This is a genomic window from Fundicoccus ignavus (assembly GCF_009659375.1).
GTDB lineage: Bacteria > Bacillota > Bacilli > Lactobacillales > Aerococcaceae > Fundicoccus > Fundicoccus ignavus.
The window spans coordinates 12,810-33,702 of the sequence record NZ_WJQT01000022.1; the positions used below are offsets into that span (position 1 = coordinate 12,810).

The window sequence follows — 20,893 nt, forward strand, 5'->3', positions numbered from 1 at the left end:
TTTTTTAATGATTTAGTTGAGATTCGTATCTAATATCAAAACAACTACAAGCCGAACATAGGCCGTCTCTGAAACATTATAGTCACTTGCTTCTGCTTGAACCCAAGCATACGCGCTTTGGTAAGTTTGATAAAGATCGGATTCCAAACTATCTTGAAAGATACTATAAACATAATCAGCTAATATGTCAGGATTGGACCAAGTTTCTAAATGAATATCATCAGCCGCAATGTATAATTCGTATAGATTTTCTCCTAAGCGATATTGCGATTCAGGTATCTCAGGAAATAAGCTATAAAAAGCAGTTCCTTCAATTGTAGATGAGCCTAGATAATGATATAAACTAAGTTCTTCTGTACGGTTCCAAGTTCCTTCTTGTAAATGGTGCCCAACTCCCATAGTCGAAGCGTTTATATCACTTCGATAAGTATTGATTCTTTCATTCAGTAAATAATTTAAAGCTTCACCATCAAACTGTTGATTAAACTGATTAGCTCGTTCAGCTGCAATTTGGTAATTCGCTAAGCTTTTTATTTCTTCTGAAATCAATTGAGGTTCAGTATTACCTGGTTTTGATACAAGGTCTAGTGGGCTTACTAATGGTTTATCTTGACTCGAGCTTCCTTCCATTCCCAATACACCTTGCAAAATTACATTCACGGATTCCATCGCTGATAAATTTTCATTCATTAAAGTTGCATCAATTAAAGGTCTATGAGTTATGTAAGCATACATTAAAGTTATGATAATAAACATCAATTTAAAATAAAAACTGATAGGTAATTTTTCTTTCATCGAAACAATCCTTTACTTGTTTAATACTTCTCTAGTTTATCATATTCAATTTGAATACAGTGGTTTAAATAATTAAAGTTTTGTTTCTTTATATTTCGAAAGAAAAGCGCATAAAAAAATCGCACTTTGTCCGAAGCTCTTTTAGAATATTTTGGCTTCTTTGCTTAATGTTAATCGTGTATTTTAGTTGAACATGCGTAGCTCCCTGTGAAGAGTTGCCAAAGTGGTATAAATCGCAATCGGCGTAGCTTGCTCTGACTATGTGCAAAGCGACCACCACCTTGAAAACAATAAACTGAGCATATCAAAGTTGATTTCTCAGTATAAAACTTATAAACCTTTATTTTAAAAAAAGCAGCAAGCATTTTCAGCTCACTGCTTATTCCTCAGGCTTTATAAGAAATACTTTCTGTTTTTAATAAAGTCTCTTTCATCGAAAGGCCTCCGCTATAGCCACCTAAGTGACCACTTTTCGTTAAAATTCGATGACAAGGCACTATAATCGAGATAGGATTATTACCAATTGCTGTCCCAACAGCACGAACTGCCTTAGGACGACCGATAGCTATCGCGATTTCAGAATAATTACTTGAATTGCCATATGGTACTTTTAATAATTCAGACCACACCAATTGTTGAAAAGGAGTACCCCATTGAAAATCAATCGCGGTACTAAATTCATTTCTTATTCCATCCAAATACTCATCAAGTTCTTCTAATGCTCGATTAAGTAAAGGTGATTTCTCTTGAAACGTAAACAAACCTTTACTATCAACAAATAATTTAGCTTCTTGTAGCGATTCGTTAAACGAGCCAATATAAACTAGGCCTTTTTCACTCACAATTACTGGAACTGAATGATTGTGTGTAATACCACCATAAAGCACTGTCCTCATTTTCAAGATCCTCTCATTACTAATCAATTGTTGGTATGAATAAATTTCCATTTGTAGCAGCCATTACTGCTTTTGCTGTATGCAATCTATTTTCTGCTTGGGGGAATTGTCTTGCCCAAGTCCCATTAAAGACTTCATCTGTTGCTTCCATCTCTGCCAAACCATATTGGGTCAATGTCATTTGAGAAATGGTTGTTTTATTGTCATGGAAAGCAGGTAAACAGTGCATAAAGATAACATGGTCACTCGCTTTCTCAATCAACGCTCGATTAACTTGGTATGGTTTTAATAAGCGAATTCTTTCTTCAAATTGACTTTCTTCACCCATTGACACCCAAACGTCTGTATAAATTACATTCGCATTTGTGACAGCTTTGCTTGCATTCGTTGTTATTTCAATAATTGCACCCGACACTGAAGCCAATTCTAATGCTTCCTCTACTACGTCTTCGCTAGGGAACAACTCTTCTGGGCTTGCTATTGAAACATTAACTCCTAATAATGCACCCGTGATTAATAAACTTCGCGCTACATTATTACGCCCATCTCCCACATAAGTAAGTTTTAGACCTGATAATTTCCCAAATTCTTCTTTAATGGTCATATAATCGGCAAGCATCTGCATCGGATGCCATAGATCTGTCATACCATTCCATACAGGTACACCAGCAAACTCAGCCATTTCTTCTACATCACTTTGACTTGAAACACGGTATTCTATTCCATCAAACATACTACCAAAAACTACTGCGCTGTCCTTAACTGTTTCTTTTTTTCCTAATTGAATATCACTGGGGCCTAAAAATTCTACTTTAGCACCCAAATCATTAGCTGCTACTACAAACGAAGCACGGGTACGAGTAGATGTTTTATCAAACAATAGCGCTATATTCTGTCCTTTTAAATATTCATGCGGAATTCTAGATTCTTTTAATTTTTTTAAATGAATTGCAAAATCAATTAAATATTCGATTTCTTTCTGGCTAAAGTCTTGAATTTTTATAAAGTTACGACCTTGAAACATCTTATCACATCTCCTAATTATTTAATTTCTCCATAATGGCATACTCATGCAGCGTGGACCTCCGCGTCCACGTACTAATTCACTGCATTTCAAAATATGCAATTTTATACCTGCCTCTATTAATTTTTGATTAGTCACAACATTACGATGGTAAACAACTACTTCCCCTGGTGCTATTGCTAACATATTAGCCCCGTCATTCCATTGTTCGCGCATTGCAGCAATCTCATCATTGCCACCAGCACGTATCAAGGAAATATTCGATACATTTAACAACTCTTCCAATATGTCTTCTAATTTTGATTCATCTAACCGCTTCAATTCCGATTCAGATGAATATTCTAGCAAATACAATTTTAAATTCTCTTCTATTTCCGGATGAATAACAAACTTATTGACATCAACCATTGTAAATACAGTATCTAAATGCATAAACTGACGCTTATCACTTATTTCGAACAGAATAATTTTTCTAAAAGAGCTTTTACTAAATAATTCTTTTGCGAGGGTACGAACACTTGCCAATTCAGTTCTTTGAGATAGTCCGATTGCTAATACTTCTTCCGATAGCACCAAAATGTCCCCACCTTCTATTGATGCTTTTTCATTTCGACTATAATACTTCGGAAGATCATCAGAAACAAAGCGAGGATGATATCTAAAAATATAGTCACCATAAATTGTCTCTCTCCTTCGTGTTTCTGAAAACATACGACTAACTACTATACCGTTACCCAGTGATGCAAAAGGATCGCGAGTAAAATACAGATTCGGCATAGGGTTCACAATAAAATATGCAGGTAATCGCTCTCGATTGCTTGTGCTTATCTCGGTTCGTCTGAAGCCTTCCATCGTTTTATTAACCATTTGCTTAGTATCCGTTATATTCATTAAAATAGAAACTATTTGGTCTTCGTTTACTTTATTATTGACACTAGCTTCTGAAAGCCATTCTTTTATAAATTGTTCTCGTACATTGCTTGCATCAATCGCTTCAGCTACCAATTGATCTAAAAATAAAACTTCTACACCAACGTCTTCTAGGAGTTTAGTAAATGCATCATGCTCTGATTGAGCATCTTCTAGAAATGGGATGTCATCAAATAATAATTCATTTAAATCATCAGGAATTAAGTTTTCCAATTCCTTACCTGGTCGATGCAATACAACCGTTTTTAACGGACTAATTTCTGATTTCACATTAATTAAGTTCAAGCGCATCGAATCTTCCTTTCTGACTAATCCTCTTACTAATTTATCTCATGATATCATAATGTTTTCTCATCTAAAACTAATAAGTTTTCAAAATTTAAAAAATTTGAATTTCTTTTTTAATAATTCTTTTTAAACCGTAAAGCGACGCTTAAGTGCTCACAACTTAAATCTTCTATATAAATCCTCAGACGAGTTCAAGACCATTAAATTCGGTTTAGCAGATTTATCTTAAAATACAACGATACTTTTATTGAAATACTAAAAGTAGCTCAACGTCTTGTTTTCCAGAACGGTCCGAAGGATAATCGGCTTATTAGGAGTAAAGCAAATTAGACGGAACCTAACCCCTTGAGCGTTAAAAGCACGAACGTCAGTGAAGCTTTGGAAGCGACCTCCGCCTTGGAAAACAATCAGCTGAGCGAAGTACAAAGCTTGGTAAATCAGCATAAAGATTATAATCTCTTATACTATAAAAAAACTGAAACACACTAATTATAGTGTATTCCAGTTTAATTATGCTTAAATTATGGATTTAGCTTTAACTCTTTTAACCAATTTTTACCTGCGAGAATAACCTGAGGATTAATTTCATGACTATTCACCCATAATCCTTGAACAGTTGCTCCTTGATTTTTAAAGATATTGATGACACGTTCGCTTTCACTTAATGGAACAATTGGATCATGTTCTCCCATTGAAAGAAAGATTTCTAAGTTGCTCAAATCTTTGCTTTCTTCTATTTCAACAGGGTACATTGGCGCTAATAACATTGCGTATTTAAACGGATTATCATCCTGTAATAATAGATTAATGGCGATGTTTGATCCGTTGGAGAAACCTAATAATATAACTTGTTCTGTAGAAAAGTTATATTTATCCGCAAGTTCAAGAATAAATTTCTTTAATTCTTGACCACGAATTGCTAAATCTTCCATATCATATACGCCTTCTGCCTTGCGCTTGAAATAGCGATTCATCCCGTTCTCTATTACATTACCTCTAATACCAATCGCGCCAAAATCAGGATTTAACACTTCAGCAACAGGTAAAAGGTTAGTCTCGTCACCGCCAGTCCCATGCAAAGTAATAAATATTGGCATTCCTTCTTTACCGGGATTATAAATATATTTCATGAATCTAACTCCTTTTTACTATTGATTAACCTAAAATATCCTTGTATTTATCTGGAAACTTTTCAATTCTTGCTTTTACAAACGGACATAATGGAATAATTTTCAAACCATTCTCTCTAGCATACGCTACCGTTTTATCTAACAGAATATCCCCTACACCTTGTCCTCGAAATTCATCTCCAACCACAGTATGATCAACAATTATTTTAGTTTCACCTGTAGGAACAAACGTCATCTCTGCTCGAATACTATTCTCATCATTTCCAATATAAAACTTATTATGTCCTTGTTTAATTGTATAAGTCATTTTAAAGGCTCCTTTTATTGATTTGGTCTGATTAATTCAAACGTTTTACCTATTTCGGCATAGTCATTTCCTGCTAAACGGCTAACTGCAGCTAATTTATCTGCATCAATATAACCAGTATTTGGATTATAAACTTCACTATCTAAATGATAGTGCACTACTTTTAGTAATAATAAGTCAGCAGTGGGTATATCTTCTTCTTCGATGACAACATGATGATATAATTCAGTTTCAAATCTTACTTTAGCTTCGTTTACGCCTGGTACATTAATTACTTTTGAAGGAGCAAGAGTGAAATTTGCAATTGAGAGTTCACTTGTGTCTGGATCTAATGGTGCAGAGGCAAGGTTGGCTTGTTCAACATTATGTTGACTGACTACATGTATGACAGCTTGCTTAGTTTCAAGTATGTTTCTAGCCGTATCCTTCATTTGCCCCGCTACCCTCTGAACTGCAACAGATAAGATGGGCGGACGATACGTGACCATATTAAAATAACTGAACGGAGCTAGATTAATGACTTCATCTTTTGAAAGTGATGAAACTAGCGCAATTGGTCGCGGAATTACTGAGCCTATCATTATCTTATATTTATCTTTAGCTGTTAATTCTTCGGGTTTATAACTAAACATACTCATAACCTCTTTTCATAAACTAAACATTTAGTTCCGGCAATGCCGCTTCATACTCTGCTCGATGAGCTTCATACCATGGCGGCAACATCAAAGAACTTCCTGCTTCTTCTTTTGTCTCATCAATAAAGAAACCTGGTGTATCTGTTGCATACTCAAATATAATATCACCTTTTTCTTTTAAATAGATGGCATCAAAGTAATGGCGAGGTTTAATTTCCGTAACAGCATAACCTTTGTTATAAAGATCCTCTTGCCATTCGCGGTGAACTTCTTTGTTAGGCACACTCCAAGCAATATGATGAACGGTCCCTACTCCCCAACGTCCATTACGCAATGGTTGACGTGGAATAATCAAATGATGACGTTCTGCGCCAATTGTTTCTAGGTGGTAATAATAATCCGTAGTGTCCGTTACAACTAAGCCCATATCATCCGTTAATGTTCTTAATGTGACATCTGGTTTGCTTGAAAGTAACATAGATCCATGAAAACCTATAATTTTATGATTATCTGCTTCTTCTGTACCTTCCACTAATGCTAATGCCAAGCCATGATAATCCGTGAATTCTAAAGTTGCACCATTGAACAAACCTGTTAAACGTACATCGATTTGTTTTTTTTCTAAATAAGTTTTCCAATAATCTAGAGAACCTTTAGGAATTCTGAAAGCAATTCGTCCAACTTGCCCACTACCTACTCGCCCTTCATAGGCATTCACCCAGTTAAAAAAAGTAATAATTGTTCCAGGAGTGGCATCATCATCACCAAAGTATAAATGATAGACGCCTGGATCATCAAAATTGACTGTTCTTTTAACAAATTTAAGTCCCAAAATATCGCGATAAAATTCAACTGTTTCTACCGGATTCCCTACAATTGCTGATATATGATGTATTTTATTAATTGCTTCCATTATAACCCTTTCCTATCTATGTAACTAATCATTAGTGTTCGCGACTCGTATCGAACGGACGAATCTCTGATTCAATTTCTGCTCGTTTGTTTTCTAAAAATGGTGGTAAAGATAAACTCTCGCCTAATGTTTCATATGGTTCATCTCCCATAAATCCAGGACCATCTGTTGATAATTCGATTAGTATATGCCCAATTCTAGTATATAGTGCTTCAAAGAAGAATCGGTCTACCCAACCAGAATGTCTAATTCCAAGTTCATTATATTTTGCTTCCCAAGCTTTAATCGCCTCGTGATCTGCTACTCTAAATGATACATGGTGAACTTGTCCATAACCTTGTTGTCCAACGGGGCCTGCTTCATTACGTCGTAGAATTAATTGTCCTCCGTTACCACCCTCACCTTGCTCTAAAACAGCAACATCTTCTTCGTCAATAACTAACTTCATATTATAGATAACTTGCATTAACTGTTTAAAATCTTCAAAATAACTTACAGTAATTTCAATGGGTCCTAAACCATTGATTGCAAATTCTTCAGGTACTGGTCCATTTTTCCATGCATGTCCTGGCGCTACGCCGGTATTATTTTCATCAGATATTAGTTGATAAGTTTGACCATCTTCTTCTTCAAACGGCAATACTTTCTTACCAAATAAATCTTGAATGCCTTCATGTTTCACATTATATTCTTCAAAACGATTTAAATAATAATTCAACGCTTCGTCGTTTGGTACTCTTAACCCAATACGACTGATTGAATTGGTACCGTTAATTCCTTTGGGATTATTAGGAAAATCAAAAAATGTTAAATCAGTACCTGGTGTTCCAAAATCATCTGCGAAAAATGTATGGTAAGTATGAATGTCATCTTGATTGACAGTTTTCTTTACCAAACGCATTCCTAGTATATTAGTGATAAATTCATAATTGCGTTCAGCATCGTTCGTCATTGCAGTTACATGGTGAATTCCTATTAATTCTTGTGTCATAATTTATTCCAACTTTCTTTATATTTTTCTTTATCTCGAATTCGAGGTAAATGTTTTGAATTTAAAATTAGCCATGACGGCTAATTTTAGCTAGTGTTGCTTTTAATTGTGCTAACTCGTCTTCACTAAGCGTTGCAAACATATTACTAATATGCTCTGAGTGTTTAGGGAATACTCCATCCATTACTTCTTTACCAGCTTCGGTAATTGATGCATAAGTTACTCGACGATCCTTTGTATCTGGGCGTCTTTCGATTAAACCTTTATCGCATAATTTATCGACTACATATGTAGTACTACTACTTGCGATTAGAATTCTCTCACCAATTCTTTGAATAGGCTGTTCTCCTCTATTATACAGTAGTTCTAAAACAGCGAATTCTGTTACGTTTAGTCCAATTGAAGCTGCATCTGATTTTGCTATTTGACTGAGTGCGTTATTGGTTCTCATAATTGCAATGAATAAATTTAAAGATTCTTTTGTACGATCCACTACATTCCCTCCTCTCATTTTATCTCGATTTCGTATTAACTATATCTTGGATAAATTGATTTGCCAACTACTTATTTGAATGTTTTTTTATTTATCCAAAGTCTGATATCTCGAATTAAATCTATTATATCTCGAATTAATATCAATGTCAAGTTTATTTACGTTAAAAATATTTAAACGACATAAAACGCCTTATTAAAGCGATTATGCACTAATTATCCTTTTTTTGTTAGCGGTAACAATTATCAAGAAAACGATTGCATAATTTAATCGTTAAGTTATAATATAGTTGTAAATAGTTAAGGAATATAATTTCAAGGAGGAATTTTTGATGTCAAAATGGTTGAACAAATTAACTAAAGTCGCATTGTCCGCTGGTTTATTAGCAACTATTGGAGGTACTACTGCTCAAGCTGCTTCCGATGATCCAAACTCTTTCACGCTTTATTCAAACAAAAGTGAAACTCAAGAAGCTTTGACTTCTTATGCTGCTGCATGGGGTGAAGCAAATGGTGTAAATGTTAATATTAAAGTCTGTTCAGGTGCATGTTCATTAGGCGATCAATTAAAGGCTGATTTTACTGCTGGGGAAGGCCCAGATGTATTCGTAATTGAAGGCCAAAGCGGATTCGATTTATGGGCTGATATGTTACAACCTATCTCAGGCGAATGGGTAGACCAAACTGAATTTGAATTTATTCAAAACGATGAAGTGTTTGGTTTCCCAGTATCTGTTGAAGGTTACGGTTTAGCTTATAATGCTGATTTATTAGCAGAAGCTGGAATTGATCCAGAATCTTTAACTTCATTTGAAACTTTAGCTGCTGCTTTCGCTGATTTAGATGCTAAAAAAGAAGAATTAGGTTTAATTTCGGTTGTAGCTAACGCTACGATGGAAGGTGAAACTTGGATCATGGGTAACCACGATTTCAACGCTTACCTTGGTAGCGGTCTAGCAAATGGTGATCGTACTGTTACAGAGCAAGTTGTGGCTGGTGAAACAGATGCTGAACGTATGGCTGGTTACGCTGATTGGGTAGAGTTATTATTTAATTACACTGATCCTCAAATGCTAACTGTTGGAACGCAAGATGACATGGATATTGCTTTTGCCACAGGTCAAACTGCATTCTTACACCAAGGTAACTGGAAAGATCCTAACTTAGCTGAATTAGAAGCTGACTTTGCAATGGGCTTTATCCCTTATCAAATTTCTAGCGAATTTGATGGTGAAGGTTTATTTATCGGAGCACCTTCTTACTATGTTGTCAATAAAGACACTGGAGCATTAGATTCAATTAACAAATTCTTTGAAGATATGGTAGCTACACCAGAGGGGCAAGACTACATGGTAAATCAAGCGAATATGATTTCTCCATTCTCTTCTACTGAAGAAACACCCGCTGCTCCCCTATCTGCATTTTTAGCTGACTGGATTGCTGCAGAAAAAACTGTTTATTCATTTGACAATACTTATTACATGCCAGACGGATTTGGTATGAACAATCTAGGGCCAATTTACGGACAATTTGCTCAAGGTAATATTGACAAAGCTCAGTTCATCGAGTTAATGACTACAGAAATTGCAAAAGTTCCTGAGTTATTAGGCAATTAATTTACTCGGTTTACGAAAAGCAGCTAACTGGGTTTCCTAGTCAGCTGCTTTTTATTCTTAGAGAGGAAGATTCCTATGGCTACAAAAGCTCCTAAAAAATTTAATCGTACAAGCCGTGATACACGTAACTTTTTCTTTTTAGTTACACCGGCAGTGTTTATATTCCTATTGGTTATTGCAATACCATTCGGTCTAGGTGTGTATTATTCATTTACTGATTGGGGTGGTGTTACACAATCAGAAACAAACTTTATTGGTTTCCACAATTATATTCAAAGTTTAACTGACACAAGATTCCAGTATTCATTAATGATTACATTCTTATTTGCCATTATTAATGTCATCGTCATCAACATCGTTTCATTTAGTCTCGCCCTTTTAGTTTCTAGTTCAATAAAGGGTCGAAATCTATATCGTGCTGGATTCTTTTTACCAAACCTAATTGGTGGTCTTGTACTAGGATATATTTGGCAATTTATTTACAATCAAGTGTTCCCTTCTTTGGGTGATGCCATTGGTAGTGAATGGCTCATGACAAACTTGTTCTTAGGCAAACCTAATTTGGCAATGTCTGCTTTAGTCATGACAAACACATGGCAATATGCGGGTTATATTATGATGATTTACTTTGCTGGCTTACAGAGTGTTCCCGAATCACTTTACGAATCAGCTTCATTAGATGGTGCTAACTGGTGGTATAAACTACGCCACATTACTATTCCTATGGTTATGTCATCCTTTACAGTTTCACTATTCTTAACCATTAATAACTCGTTTAAAATTTATGATGTTAACGTGTCGTTAACTGGTGGTGGTCCTTCGATTATGTGGCAAGGTCAAGCAATAAAAGGAACAGAATTCATCACAATGAACATCTATAATACGGCTTCTGTCGAAAATCAATTGGCACGCGGTCAAGCGAGAGCAGTTATCCTTTTTGTAATCTTAGTTATCATTAGTTTAACTCAAACAACAATTACTAAAAGACGAGAGGTTGAAATGTAATGAAATCCAGAAAAAGTGGTCTATTTGCATTAGAAATTGTCGCAATTTTAGCTTTCATACTTTTCATCAGTCCTTTTTTCCTGATTTTAATTAACTCAGCGAAATCTTCACGTGAAATTTTATTAAATCCGTTATCTTTACCTCAAGATTGGGGAATATTCATTGAAAATATTGTTTCAATATGGAACAATCCTTCAATTAATTATGCTGAAAGTTTTATATCATCAATTATCATTACGGTAGTTTCACTGTTAGTTATCACATTAATTTCATCATTAGCTGCCTGGGGGCTTGTTCGTCGTAAATCAAAAGCGTCTAACTTTATTTTTCTAATGTTTGTCGCTTCAATGGTTATTCCATTTCAAGTGGTAATGTACCCACTGATTTCATGGTTTAGAACTTTACAAGAGCACGTAACACAACCTTTATTTGGTTTTAATTTATTGAGATCCTATTGGGGGGTATTCTTAGCATATGCTGGTTTTGGAATGGGGATGTCAGTCTTCATGTTCCATGGCTTCATTAAATCTGTGCCCATTGAGATTGAAGAGGCAGCTGAAATCGACGGAGCAAATAAAATGCAAACTTTCTTTTATATTGTCCTACCGTTATTAAAACCGATTACTGTGACTATTTTAATTTTAAATGGTATTTGGATTTGGAACGATTACTTACTACCATTGCTTCTACTTGGTGTTGGAAATGATATCCAAACCTTACCGATTGCTGTCGCAAACTTTGCTGGTTCATATACGAAACAATGGGATATGATTCTTACTTCTTCATTAATGGTCATTGCCCCTGTTGTCATTCTGTTCATATTTGCCCAAAAACATATTATGAAAGGTATGGTTGAAGGCGCCATCAAATAGCATTATTTAAGACACAGACTTAAGTTTGTGTCTTTTTCCTATAGTATTGGCTTATAAGAGCAAAAGTTGCATTTTCTATGAATTAATTATAAGCTATCTCCATAATAACTTTAGATTGAAAGGAAGATTATAATGAAAGCCGCAATTATTGTGGATAGTACTGCTGGTTTATCTAAAGAAGTAACGGATAATCCAAACGTATTTCAAATATTTCTGAGTACAATTTTCGAAGATGGTACAGTTTATGTGGACACACCAAATGAAAAATTAACTCAAGAATTTTATGATCGTATGGATCAGGAGAGTGTTCTCCCTAAATCATCACAACCAGAGCCACAACAGGCCTATGATGTGTTTGAACGTATTCTTGCAGAGGGATATGACACTGTTTTTGGTTTATTCTTATCGAGTAAAATAAGTGGGACATACCAAACTGTACACTCTGTTTCTCAAGAATTTACGGATCGTTTGTCGATTCACTTGATAGATTCAGAGTTGACATCGTTTGTTATGGAGGGAATCACTAAAAACCTTCTAACTTTGACTCAAAAGGATTTATCGTCAGAGGATATTTTATCTAAAATAGATTCAGCGTTAAAACAATCAGCTTTTTACTTTATGCCAGCAACTTTAGACAACTTAGTTAAAGGTGGACGCTTAAGTTCTTTTAGCGGAATGATTGGGAATTTATTAAGCATTAAACCACTTATCACAATCAGTCATGAATCTAATGGTGAAGTCATTGTCTCTGAAAAAGTACGTTCGATGAAGAAAGCTTTGAATCGTTTATATACTCTAGCTTGTGAGCACATTGAGCAATACCCAGACAACGCATATATTACTGTCGGTCACACAGGTGCTCCTAAAGATGCAGAGCTTTTGCGTGATCAATTATTAGTTACATATCCTAAAGCATCCATTCGAATTGGTTTTATCACACCAGTTCTAGGAACACATGGAGGGACTGGTGCCGTTTCAATTAATATTGCACCACTAGAAAAATAAAAAAATCATCATTATTATATAGCTATTATTATATTAGGACTTTCTACAATTGTAGAAAGTCTATTTTGTGTTTGTTATTAATTTCGAATTATAACAATTGAAATTTCAAATACTTATTGTTATCCCACCACAAGTATGCTAATCTTACAATATAGAAAGCGATTTCATTACAAATTAGGAGGTATTCAGTTGAGTCAAACATTTAACGTTGAATGGTCATGGGTTAAAGATTTTGTTACCAAGGTTTTTGTAGCATATGGGATTCCAGAGGATGATGCCGCAATCTGTACAGATGTACTTTTAGCATCGGATAAAAAAGGAATAGAATCACACGGGGTCAACCGTTTTAAGCCGATTTATCTTGATAGATTAAGAGATGGTATCCAGTCTCCTGTAACTAATTTTGAAATAATTCGCGAAACTGCGACAACCGCGGTAGTCGATGGTCATGATGGTATGGGACAAGTTATTGGAACAAAAGCAATGCAAATGGCTATTGATAAGGCTAAAGAATTTGGTATGGGGATGGTTGCTGTTCGAAATTCAACCCATTACGGAATAGCTGGTTATTATACAGACATGGCAGCCAAAGCAGGTTGTATTGGTATGACGGGAACTAATGCACGCCCATCTATCGCGCCAACTTTTGGTGTAGAAAATATGCTTGGGACTAATCCATTAACGCTTGGTTTTCCCACAGATGAAGAATTTCCTTTCAATTTGGATTGTGCAACGTCAATTAGTCAACGCGGCAAAATAGAATATTTCGCTCGGGTAGGACAAGATACTCCAGAAGGTATGGTTATTGGTCGCGACGGCTCTGCAATGACTGATTCTCCAGCCATATTGGAAGCTTTAGTAAATGGCGAAGCTGCTTTAGCGCCTTTAGGTGGAATTGGTGAGGAACTCGCAGGCTACAAAGGTTATGGATTTGCTACTTTTGTGGAAGTTTTATCAGCCGCTCTTCAACAAGGTAATTTCTTGAGAATGCTATCTGGTATAAGCGAGACAGGTGAAAAGCAAAAATTCCATTTAGGTCATTTCTTCATCGCAATTGATACAGAAGCTTTTGTTGGCTTAGAAAGCTTTAAGAAAACAGCTGGTGACATTCTTAGAGAATTAAGAGCTTCAGAACTTGCGCCTGGAGAAGAGAGAATTTATACTGCAGGCGAAAAAGAATTCTTAATCTGGCAAGAACGCAAAGAAACTGGCTTGCCATTGAATGAAGGTGTTCAGAAAGAGTTAATTGCAATTAGAGACGACCTTGGCTGGACAGAAAAATTGCCTTTTGAATAGAATATATTAAAAGTCTTTGTTGTAGGAATCCCCTATAACATAGGCTTTTTTTATTGAAAAGTATTAACGCAATAATCAGACAAAATAATTTACTTAAAATTAACGTATTATCCCTTTTTTTTACAAAATATTTACATAAAACTATTGATTAAAAAACTAACTTATTTATAATTGTTTTTGGAATACAATCTGAAAAAGGAGGGTTTACATTGGTTATCACAACAGCAACTACAACAACTCAAATAGCAACAATTAGAAACGCAGAACTCAAAGACGCCAGCAAAATTCAGGAGATTTATATGCCGTATATATTGGAAACGGTATTTAATTTGGATACCATCGTCCCCTCCATCGAAACACTCGAAAATAGAATAACTCAAGTTACTGAAAACTACCCTTTTTTAGTTGCTGAGGCTGATAACGAAGTAATTGGCTTTGTTTATGTAAATCATTTTTATGATTATGGTTTCAATAATGCTTGTATGTTAAGTATCTACGTTTCCGATAAGACAAGTATTCGCGGCGTAGGAAAATTAATGTATGATCATATGGAGGCTTTGTTAATTTCGAGTGGTCTTCGTTACATTATTTCCTCAATCGTTGAAACTAATATTAAGAGTTTGAAATTTCATAAAAAACAAAATTTTGAAGAATTCGTACGTTTACCCAATATTGCGAGCAAACATGACCAGTTTCAAAGTATTGTTTGGATGGCCAAAAACATTGCCCCTGCATTAGAGTACATTTACTTACCTTAATGCTATAATAGAACAACACGCGTGTCACAGAGACATGCGTGTTGTTTTCTTTAAGATATTTTTTGTATTAATGCACATAGAATCTCAATACCATTTTCGTTTGGTACATAGGCTTGTGCCGGTAACAATTCGATTGATTTATTTTTTTTAAGTGCTGATTTTGATAATTCATCAAAATATTGACGAGTTTGTGGGCTAACCAAATAGATATCGTGCTCATCTCCGCTGATAGCTTTAGCACCAGCCATCACACTAGCTGCATTAACAACCGTTTCCTCTCCACTTGATTGGAAGTATTCGGATGCTTTCTTCGCCATTAAAAAAGAAGAAATTCCCGCTGCACATATTATTAATACTTTTTTCATCTGATAGCCCCTTTACTGTTGAATTTTATCCTATTAATATTTTTTACGAATAGTAAACCAATGTTCTTTTCTATTATACTTTATTAAATACAAAATTATAACTAAACTTTAATATTTTTTGCTGTTTTTGAAAAGAATATTACGATTAGTTGACTTTTCAACTAACTTTAACGTGTGACTAATATTAAAATACTTTCTTGATGATAAGTATTGTCCCTTTAAGCATTCAATTTTTTTGTAAGATTGTAATGATTTTTTCTTATAGCTAGTTAGCGAATCAGATTCATCATCATTTCTACCAATATAAATAAAACCATATCTTTTAATCATTTGAGTAATCGAAGCACTTACCAAATCTATGCAACCGCTTGATGTATATCCTCTAACCTCTTCATCATATTTAAGGGCTTCTCTTACCTGTTTAAGATGTTAATTCAAATTGTCAATACGGTAATCACCATTAACGCTCCATTCACCTTCTTCACCTTTAATCAATTCGTATTTAGCACCTAAGCTATTCTAAACAATGAATAGAGATGAAATGTCTGTTGCAATCGCTTTTCAGCTAATTCGCTGCGTTACTAGCCATTTGATCTGTTAACTGGAATATTTATTATTCTTTATCTTTATATAGCAATTCAAACTTTTTTCTTCTGGAAGCCTATATCGCTGCCCATCACAATAACTTCTGGTCTTAGAGTAGTTTGTGCTTAACAACTTGCAGATCCTCGCCTTCTTGATTTAAACAAAAAACCTAAACAATAATCAAATAAGTAGACTTTTAGTAAAAGCCAAATATTTCGTAAATGTTTAGTTTTTTCTGCATAATCAATCACAAGCCAGTAAAAAAACATACTAACGTGTGTCTAATGGAATACAAGCGCTATTATAACTGTATTTAATGGCTCTGTTATTACAATCTACATCTTCTCATACTAAAGAAATTAGTCATATATATGTGCCGAATCTATATGATATTTTTACTCAGTCACTAATCAGGCATAAATATATTTCAGAACAAATCAGATTATTTTACTTAACTGTTTAATATTGACCTGAGCACTTTCCATGGGCTTATAATTTTGAAAAGCTTCTTGTTCAATAATCAACCACTCTAAATGTAGCTTTTTCGCAAAATCAATTAAGTCTTCAATTGGCATTATTCCGTTTCCGATTTCAGTACTCTCATAGCCATTCGCTGTTTCTAACATTTCTTTTATATGCAATAATCTCACTGATATCTGGTGATCTTTTAACCAATTTAATACATCTACTCCGGCATACTTGACCCAATATGTATCAAGTTCAACAAGTAGATTTGGAACAGCAATAAGCATTTCTTTCATCATATCTTTGCCTTGTATTTGAGTGAATTCATGCGCATGATTATGATAGAACAAGTTCATTCCTTGCGCTGTTATTTCTTCTTGCCACACCTTAAGATTATCAAAATATGTATACCATTCATCGAGACTATCCGCTTGTAGAAATGGTACAACTATATTCTGATTACCAATAGTTTTCTCATAGGCAATTACCTCTTCAAAATTATTCTTTAAAGCATCATAAGAAATATGAGATGCTGCTACCTGCAATTCATTCTCGTCCAGTAATGCTTTTAATGTCGTCGCTTCTAAACCATAGTAACCTGCAAATTCTACACCATCATATCCCATTGTTGCTACTTTTCTTAAGCTATCTTCAAAATTTTCTTCACATGCCTCTTTTATACTCCACAACTGTAAAGCTATTTTAATCTCATTCATTCTTTCTTTCTCCTTCATTAATATTCCAACCATACATACGGTAAGCGCTTTAACTCTGTTTATTATAACGCACATTCTACTTTTATGCGTCCTTCACGTGTGAAAATCTAACAAATTGTGCTAGAATAGTTAACGTAATAAGCACTTATTTATTAAAAGAAAGTAGGCGGATTTTTTGCAACCAATATTTTTGAAACCTGTTCTTCAAGAAAAAATTTGGGGTGGCTCTAAACTTCACACTCAATTCAATTTAGACTTACCCAATGACTCGATTGGTGAAGCATGGTGTATTAGTGCTCATCCAAATGGTGTTTCAACAGTAACGAGCCCTAATCAATTTGCTGGTCTTGGACTAGATGAATTATACGAGCAACACCCTGAATTATTCGGAGAGGATCACCCAACGCCGTTTCCCCTATTAATTAAGATTTTAGATGCTAACGATGATTTATCTGTTCAAGTTCATCCTGATGATCAATATGCAGATGAACATGAAGGAGCTGGTGAATTAGGTAAAACAGAATGTTGGTACATCATTTCTGCAGAACCAGGCGCTTCAATTGTTTATGGACACCATGCGCAAAGCCGTGAAGAGTTTGAACAAATGGTTGCTGATGGTGACTGGGACCATCTATTACGCCGAGTTGAAGTAAAGGCCGGAGATTTCTTCTATGTTCCTCATGGTACAATTCACGCAATTGGTGCAGGGATTGTCATCTTAGAAACACAACAAAACTCTGATACGACTTATCGAGTTTATGATTATGATCGCCGAGATTCTGAAGGCAACTTACGTGATTTGCATATTCAACAATCTGCAGATGTCACTCAATTTCCTCATCAAGATGCACAAGCAACTGGAGAATCAAGTGATCAAGAAATCTCTGCTGAAACACACCTATTATCTAATGAATTCTTTAGTATATATCAATGGAACATCGTAGATAATTTAACGGTAAACTTACCTAAAGACTACTATTTGGCTACTGTTATTGAAGGTAAAGGTTCTATGACAATTAATGGTGAATCATTCGAATTAAACCTTGCCGATTCATTTATCTTACCCACAACAATTTCTCAAGTTGAATTTTCAGGCAACTTAAGCTTAATTGCTTCAAACCCTGAATAGTATAAAACCAGCTAACTTTCTTTTAGGAAGTTAGCTGGTTTTTTCTTTTACTATTCATTAATCCTAAATAATAGGCAATCACACCGACGCCACTTATAATGATACAAAACAACAAAGCCACACTTACATCAAAGCGATTAATTAACCAACCACCTAATAAACTGCCCACTACACTACCTAATGTATGTGCTGTTGTAACAAATGATTGTCCTTTCACTTTATCTTCAATGTCCATCTCATGATTGACATAATAAACCGAGGCTACAATATATAAACCAAAAGCTAACGCTTGGAAAATTTGTGCGATATAAATTCCAGTCACATTAATCGCTAAAAAGGTAATGATCAGTTTCACTAAAAAAAACACAGCAGCCACCATTAACAAAATACGGCTCGAAAACTTACGATTAATACGTGTAAATGCGACCATCATAGGCGCTTCAGAAATTGCTGCTAATGCCACGGCAGTTCCCATCGACTGAGTATTTCCTCCAACATTCTCAACTATTTGTAACATAAATAAATTAATAAAATTATGCCCGACAAAAAAGCAAAATGACCCAAATATAATAAACTTAAAATGAGGATATTTATGGGAAAACTTAATCGCTGTTTTTTCTAGAGCTAAAGGGACACTATTAAGCTTAATTTGCTCTCGATGTTGCTTAAATAAATCTCTTAAAAATGTTAGATGCAGTTGACGTAACATCCATAAATATAAGATGTAGCCAACAATCGTCATAAAAATTATCATATTCTCATCGAATCTTATCACTAAAATCCCTAGTATTGAAGTTGTTACTGCAAATGTTGCACTTTCTACAGCTCTACATACGCCATAATTTAGTTTCAAACCATTGTTCATTAAAAAGACACCAATTGCACTCATGAACGGTGATAAAGTAGCTTGTAAGGTCAATACAAGTGTATAAAATAAAGCAACCAGTAATAATATTTTTTGAGAAAATATTAAGCCTAACAGAAGTGCCAAACTTGGAAGTACAATTAAAACGTTGACATAAGTTAAATTTAATCGAATACTTCTATCTACTTTGTTTCCCACCCAAGGTTGTAAAATACTTGCTAGTAAATTAGCAAATGCTGTAATCATCCCCACTTGAAACTCATCAAAACCTTGAGCTACCAAGTAAACAGCACTATACGCCGAAATAGAACCAATTACTATATCAAAGCTGCCCATCAAACCAGCATATTTAACGTTAACGTTTCCCACTGACAATCTCCTTAATTATGATATAAATTGCTTATATTCATTCTACCACGCGACATCCTAATAAGTTAGCAATAAAAAGAACTTTCGAGAATTTATCTTCGAAAGTTCTTCTTATGTTATTCAAATAATTTATTAGGTAAAACCCAATTCTGTCAGTCAATTTTTTATTAAACTGTTTCGTTATGCTCAGAATCTAATAGATCCTCTTTTTCAGCGAAAACTGAATCATCTTCACTTATTTCTTCTGCCAATTCATCAATATCTTCATCCGTAACTTCCGTAGTTTCTTCAAATGTTTCATCAATTGGAATTTCTATATCAGTCAAATCTGGTATTTCTTCCGATGTATCTTTCTCGGTTAAAATTTCAGATTGATTTACAAATAAATCACTTGATTCTTCGTTATCAATAACTGATTCATCCATTGTATCTAAGAGATCCTCTTCCATACTTTCCTCTTGAATATCATCGACAAAACTAACAGTTGTTTCACTTTCTACTATTTCAGTATCTAATTGGTTGTCTTCAATTGCTACTTCCATTTCATCTTCTTGTTCTTTATTACGTGATTCCTTTGCCTTTTGAGCTGCAGATGAAACTGCACCAGCTGAAGCTTTTGTCGCTTTAGACAAACCGCCAAATATTAGTTTGAAACCACGGCCTAATTGAGAAGAAAAAGGTAAAAATTGTGAGGTCTTTTCTTTATAAGACTGTAGTTCTTCACGCTCTTGAAACTCTCGTTCACTTACAGACTTAGTAGCTTGGAAAATTGCGAATAATGTCATTGTAATTGGACTTAAAATTCCAAGTAAATTATTCCAATTTACTATTGAAATTAAATAAATCCCCCACCAGACTAACGCAGTACCAAAATAATGCGGATGACGAGAAAAACGCCATAAACCTTTGGTCATCATTTGATTCTGATTTTCTTCCTTAGATAAAAACTTTTTCAACTGGCGTTCAGATCCAATTTCAAACAACATACCAAGGAACCATAAAATAATTCCTAAGTATTGCCACCAAGCTAAAACTGCTTGAGAATCTAAAAAACCAATACTTAGAATCATCGAAATGATGTAGTACACCAGTAAAGGCCCCACTACCAAGACTAAAATAGCCTTTAAGCCAGATAATTTCCCTTCCCAGTCAGCTCTTAATCTTGCATAACGTCTGCTTTCAGGCTTATCCCAAAAACTAGTATACAAGTGAAAAGCTAAGCGTAATCCCCAAATTGTTACAGTCAATACTAATAATCGACGATATAAGGATTGAGCACCAAACAACAGAAAGCTGGTCCACACTACAAAAACTAAAGATAACGGCCAACCAATTTCGATTAAAGAGTAATTCTTTTTTCTAAACGCGTAAAAAGACCACCCTAAAATAAATACTAATAAAACAAACGCATTATAGGTAAAGAGTGTGCTAACTCCGGCTATCATA

At 34.7% G+C, this 20,893-nt stretch carries 21 protein-coding genes and 1 pseudogene; 7 read left to right on the plus strand and 15 right to left on the minus strand.

Annotated features, from left to right (window positions below; genetic code table 11):
• Positions 1-12: 12 nt before the first annotated feature.
• From GF867_RS11440 to GF867_RS11485, 10 genes are all read right to left on the minus strand, one after another.
• Positions 13-795, minus strand: coding sequence for a hypothetical protein (locus GF867_RS11440; RefSeq protein WP_153833245.1), 783 nt, complete (start codon positions 793-795; stop codon positions 13-15).
• A gap of 386 nt (positions 796-1,181) precedes the next feature.
• On the minus strand, positions 1,182-1,691 hold the full coding sequence (locus GF867_RS11445) for a methylated-DNA--[protein]-cysteine S-methyltransferase (protein WP_172974018.1): 510 nt from the start codon (positions 1,689-1,691) through the stop codon (positions 1,182-1,184).
• A 19-nt stretch (positions 1,692-1,710) separates the two neighbouring features.
• The gene (gene argF / locus GF867_RS11450; RefSeq protein ID WP_153833247.1) at positions 1,711-2,715 is read right to left on the minus strand and encodes an ornithine carbamoyltransferase; all 1,005 of its coding nucleotides are present in this window, start codon (positions 2,713-2,715) and stop codon (positions 1,711-1,713) included.
• Positions 2,716-2,736: 21 nt separating this feature from the next.
• On the minus strand, positions 2,737-3,936 hold the full coding sequence (locus tag GF867_RS11455) for an arginine deiminase (protein ID WP_153833248.1): 1,200 nt from the start codon (positions 3,934-3,936) through the stop codon (positions 2,737-2,739).
• 518 nt (positions 3,937-4,454) lie between these two features.
• Positions 4,455-5,063, minus strand: coding sequence for an alpha/beta hydrolase (locus tag GF867_RS11460; protein WP_153833249.1), 609 nt, complete (start codon positions 5,061-5,063; stop codon positions 4,455-4,457).
• Between the two features lie 25 nt (positions 5,064-5,088).
• Complete coding sequence (locus tag GF867_RS11465) at positions 5,089-5,370, minus strand: GNAT family N-acetyltransferase (protein WP_153833250.1); 282 nt, start codon at positions 5,368-5,370, stop codon at positions 5,089-5,091.
• Positions 5,371-5,384: 14 nt separating this feature from the next.
• Positions 5,385-6,002 (minus strand): flavin reductase family protein, encoded by a 618-nt coding sequence (locus GF867_RS11470; RefSeq protein WP_153833251.1) that lies wholly within the window; start codon positions 6,000-6,002, stop codon positions 5,385-5,387.
• A 22-nt stretch (positions 6,003-6,024) separates the two neighbouring features.
• Positions 6,025-6,918: a VOC family protein gene (locus GF867_RS11475; protein ID WP_153833252.1), complete on the minus strand. Its 894-nt coding sequence runs from the start codon at positions 6,916-6,918 to the stop codon at positions 6,025-6,027.
• Between the two features lie 31 nt (positions 6,919-6,949).
• Positions 6,950-7,909: a VOC family protein gene (locus tag GF867_RS11480; protein WP_153833253.1), complete on the minus strand. Its 960-nt coding sequence runs from the start codon at positions 7,907-7,909 to the stop codon at positions 6,950-6,952.
• Positions 7,910-7,976: 67 nt separating this feature from the next.
• Positions 7,977-8,402 (minus strand): MarR family winged helix-turn-helix transcriptional regulator, encoded by a 426-nt coding sequence (locus GF867_RS11485; protein ID WP_366927828.1) that lies wholly within the window; start codon positions 8,400-8,402, stop codon positions 7,977-7,979.
• Between the two features lie 331 nt (positions 8,403-8,733).
• On the opposite strand from GF867_RS11485, the gene GF867_RS11490 reads away from it, so the two are divergent.
• The 6 genes from GF867_RS11490 to GF867_RS11515 all read left to right on the plus strand — a co-directional run bounded on the left by GF867_RS11490 (position 8,734) and on the right by GF867_RS11515 (position 14,953).
• On the plus strand, positions 8,734-10,017 hold the full coding sequence (locus tag GF867_RS11490) for an ABC transporter substrate-binding protein (protein ID WP_153833255.1): 1,284 nt from the start codon (positions 8,734-8,736) through the stop codon (positions 10,015-10,017).
• A 75-nt stretch (positions 10,018-10,092) separates the two neighbouring features.
• Positions 10,093-11,022, plus strand: coding sequence for a carbohydrate ABC transporter permease (locus GF867_RS11495; protein ID WP_153833256.1), 930 nt, complete (start codon positions 10,093-10,095; stop codon positions 11,020-11,022).
• On the plus strand, positions 11,022-11,894 hold the full coding sequence (locus tag GF867_RS11500) for a carbohydrate ABC transporter permease (protein WP_153833257.1): 873 nt from the start codon (positions 11,022-11,024) through the stop codon (positions 11,892-11,894). Before GF867_RS11495 ends, GF867_RS11500 begins: the two co-directional genes overlap by 1 nt.
• Before the next feature lie 132 nt (positions 11,895-12,026).
• The gene (locus GF867_RS11505; RefSeq protein WP_153833258.1) at positions 12,027-12,899 is read left to right on the plus strand and encodes a DegV family protein; all 873 of its coding nucleotides are present in this window, start codon (positions 12,027-12,029) and stop codon (positions 12,897-12,899) included.
• 189 nt (positions 12,900-13,088) lie between these two features.
• A complete protein-coding gene (locus tag GF867_RS11510) occupies positions 13,089-14,195 on the plus strand; it encodes an Ldh family oxidoreductase (protein ID WP_246168102.1) in 1,107 nt (368 codons plus the stop codon).
• Between the two features lie 209 nt (positions 14,196-14,404).
• The gene (locus GF867_RS11515) at positions 14,405-14,953 is read left to right on the plus strand and encodes a GNAT family N-acetyltransferase (RefSeq protein ID WP_153833260.1); all 549 of its coding nucleotides are present in this window, start codon (positions 14,405-14,407) and stop codon (positions 14,951-14,953) included.
• A 50-nt stretch (positions 14,954-15,003) separates the two neighbouring features.
• On the opposite strand, the gene GF867_RS11520 is transcribed toward GF867_RS11515, so the two are convergent.
• From GF867_RS11520 to GF867_RS11530, 3 genes and pseudogenes are all read right to left on the minus strand, one after another.
• Entirely contained in the window at positions 15,004-15,318 is a 315-nt protein-coding gene (locus tag GF867_RS11520) for a PTS cellobiose transporter subunit IIB (RefSeq protein WP_153833261.1), read from the minus strand.
• Positions 15,319-15,426: 108 nt separating this feature from the next.
• Positions 15,427-15,735: pseudogene (locus GF867_RS11525) on the minus strand (family 1 glycosylhydrolase); the annotation flags it as partial.
• Between the two features lie 605 nt (positions 15,736-16,340).
• On the minus strand, positions 16,341-17,084 hold the full coding sequence (locus tag GF867_RS11530) for a sugar phosphate isomerase/epimerase family protein (protein WP_172974019.1): 744 nt from the start codon (positions 17,082-17,084) through the stop codon (positions 16,341-16,343).
• 175 nt (positions 17,085-17,259) lie between these two features.
• Here GF867_RS11530 and manA point away from each other — a divergent pair, with 175 nt between their 5' ends.
• Positions 17,260-18,213 carry a mannose-6-phosphate isomerase, class I gene (gene manA, locus GF867_RS11535; protein ID WP_153833263.1) on the plus strand — a complete coding sequence of 318 codons (954 nt, stop codon included), beginning with the start codon at positions 17,260-17,262 and terminating at the stop codon, positions 18,211-18,213.
• A 22-nt stretch (positions 18,214-18,235) separates the two neighbouring features.
• Here manA and GF867_RS11540 read toward each other — a convergent pair whose 3' ends face one another.
• Complete coding sequence (locus tag GF867_RS11540; protein WP_153833264.1) at positions 18,236-19,447, minus strand: MFS transporter; 1,212 nt, start codon at positions 19,445-19,447, stop codon at positions 18,236-18,238.
• Positions 19,448-19,614: 167 nt separating this feature from the next.
• Positions 19,615-20,892: a DUF1295 domain-containing protein gene (locus GF867_RS11545; RefSeq protein WP_153833265.1), complete on the minus strand. Its 1,278-nt coding sequence runs from the start codon at positions 20,890-20,892 to the stop codon at positions 19,615-19,617.
• Between the last annotated feature and the right edge of the window lies 1 nt (position 20,893).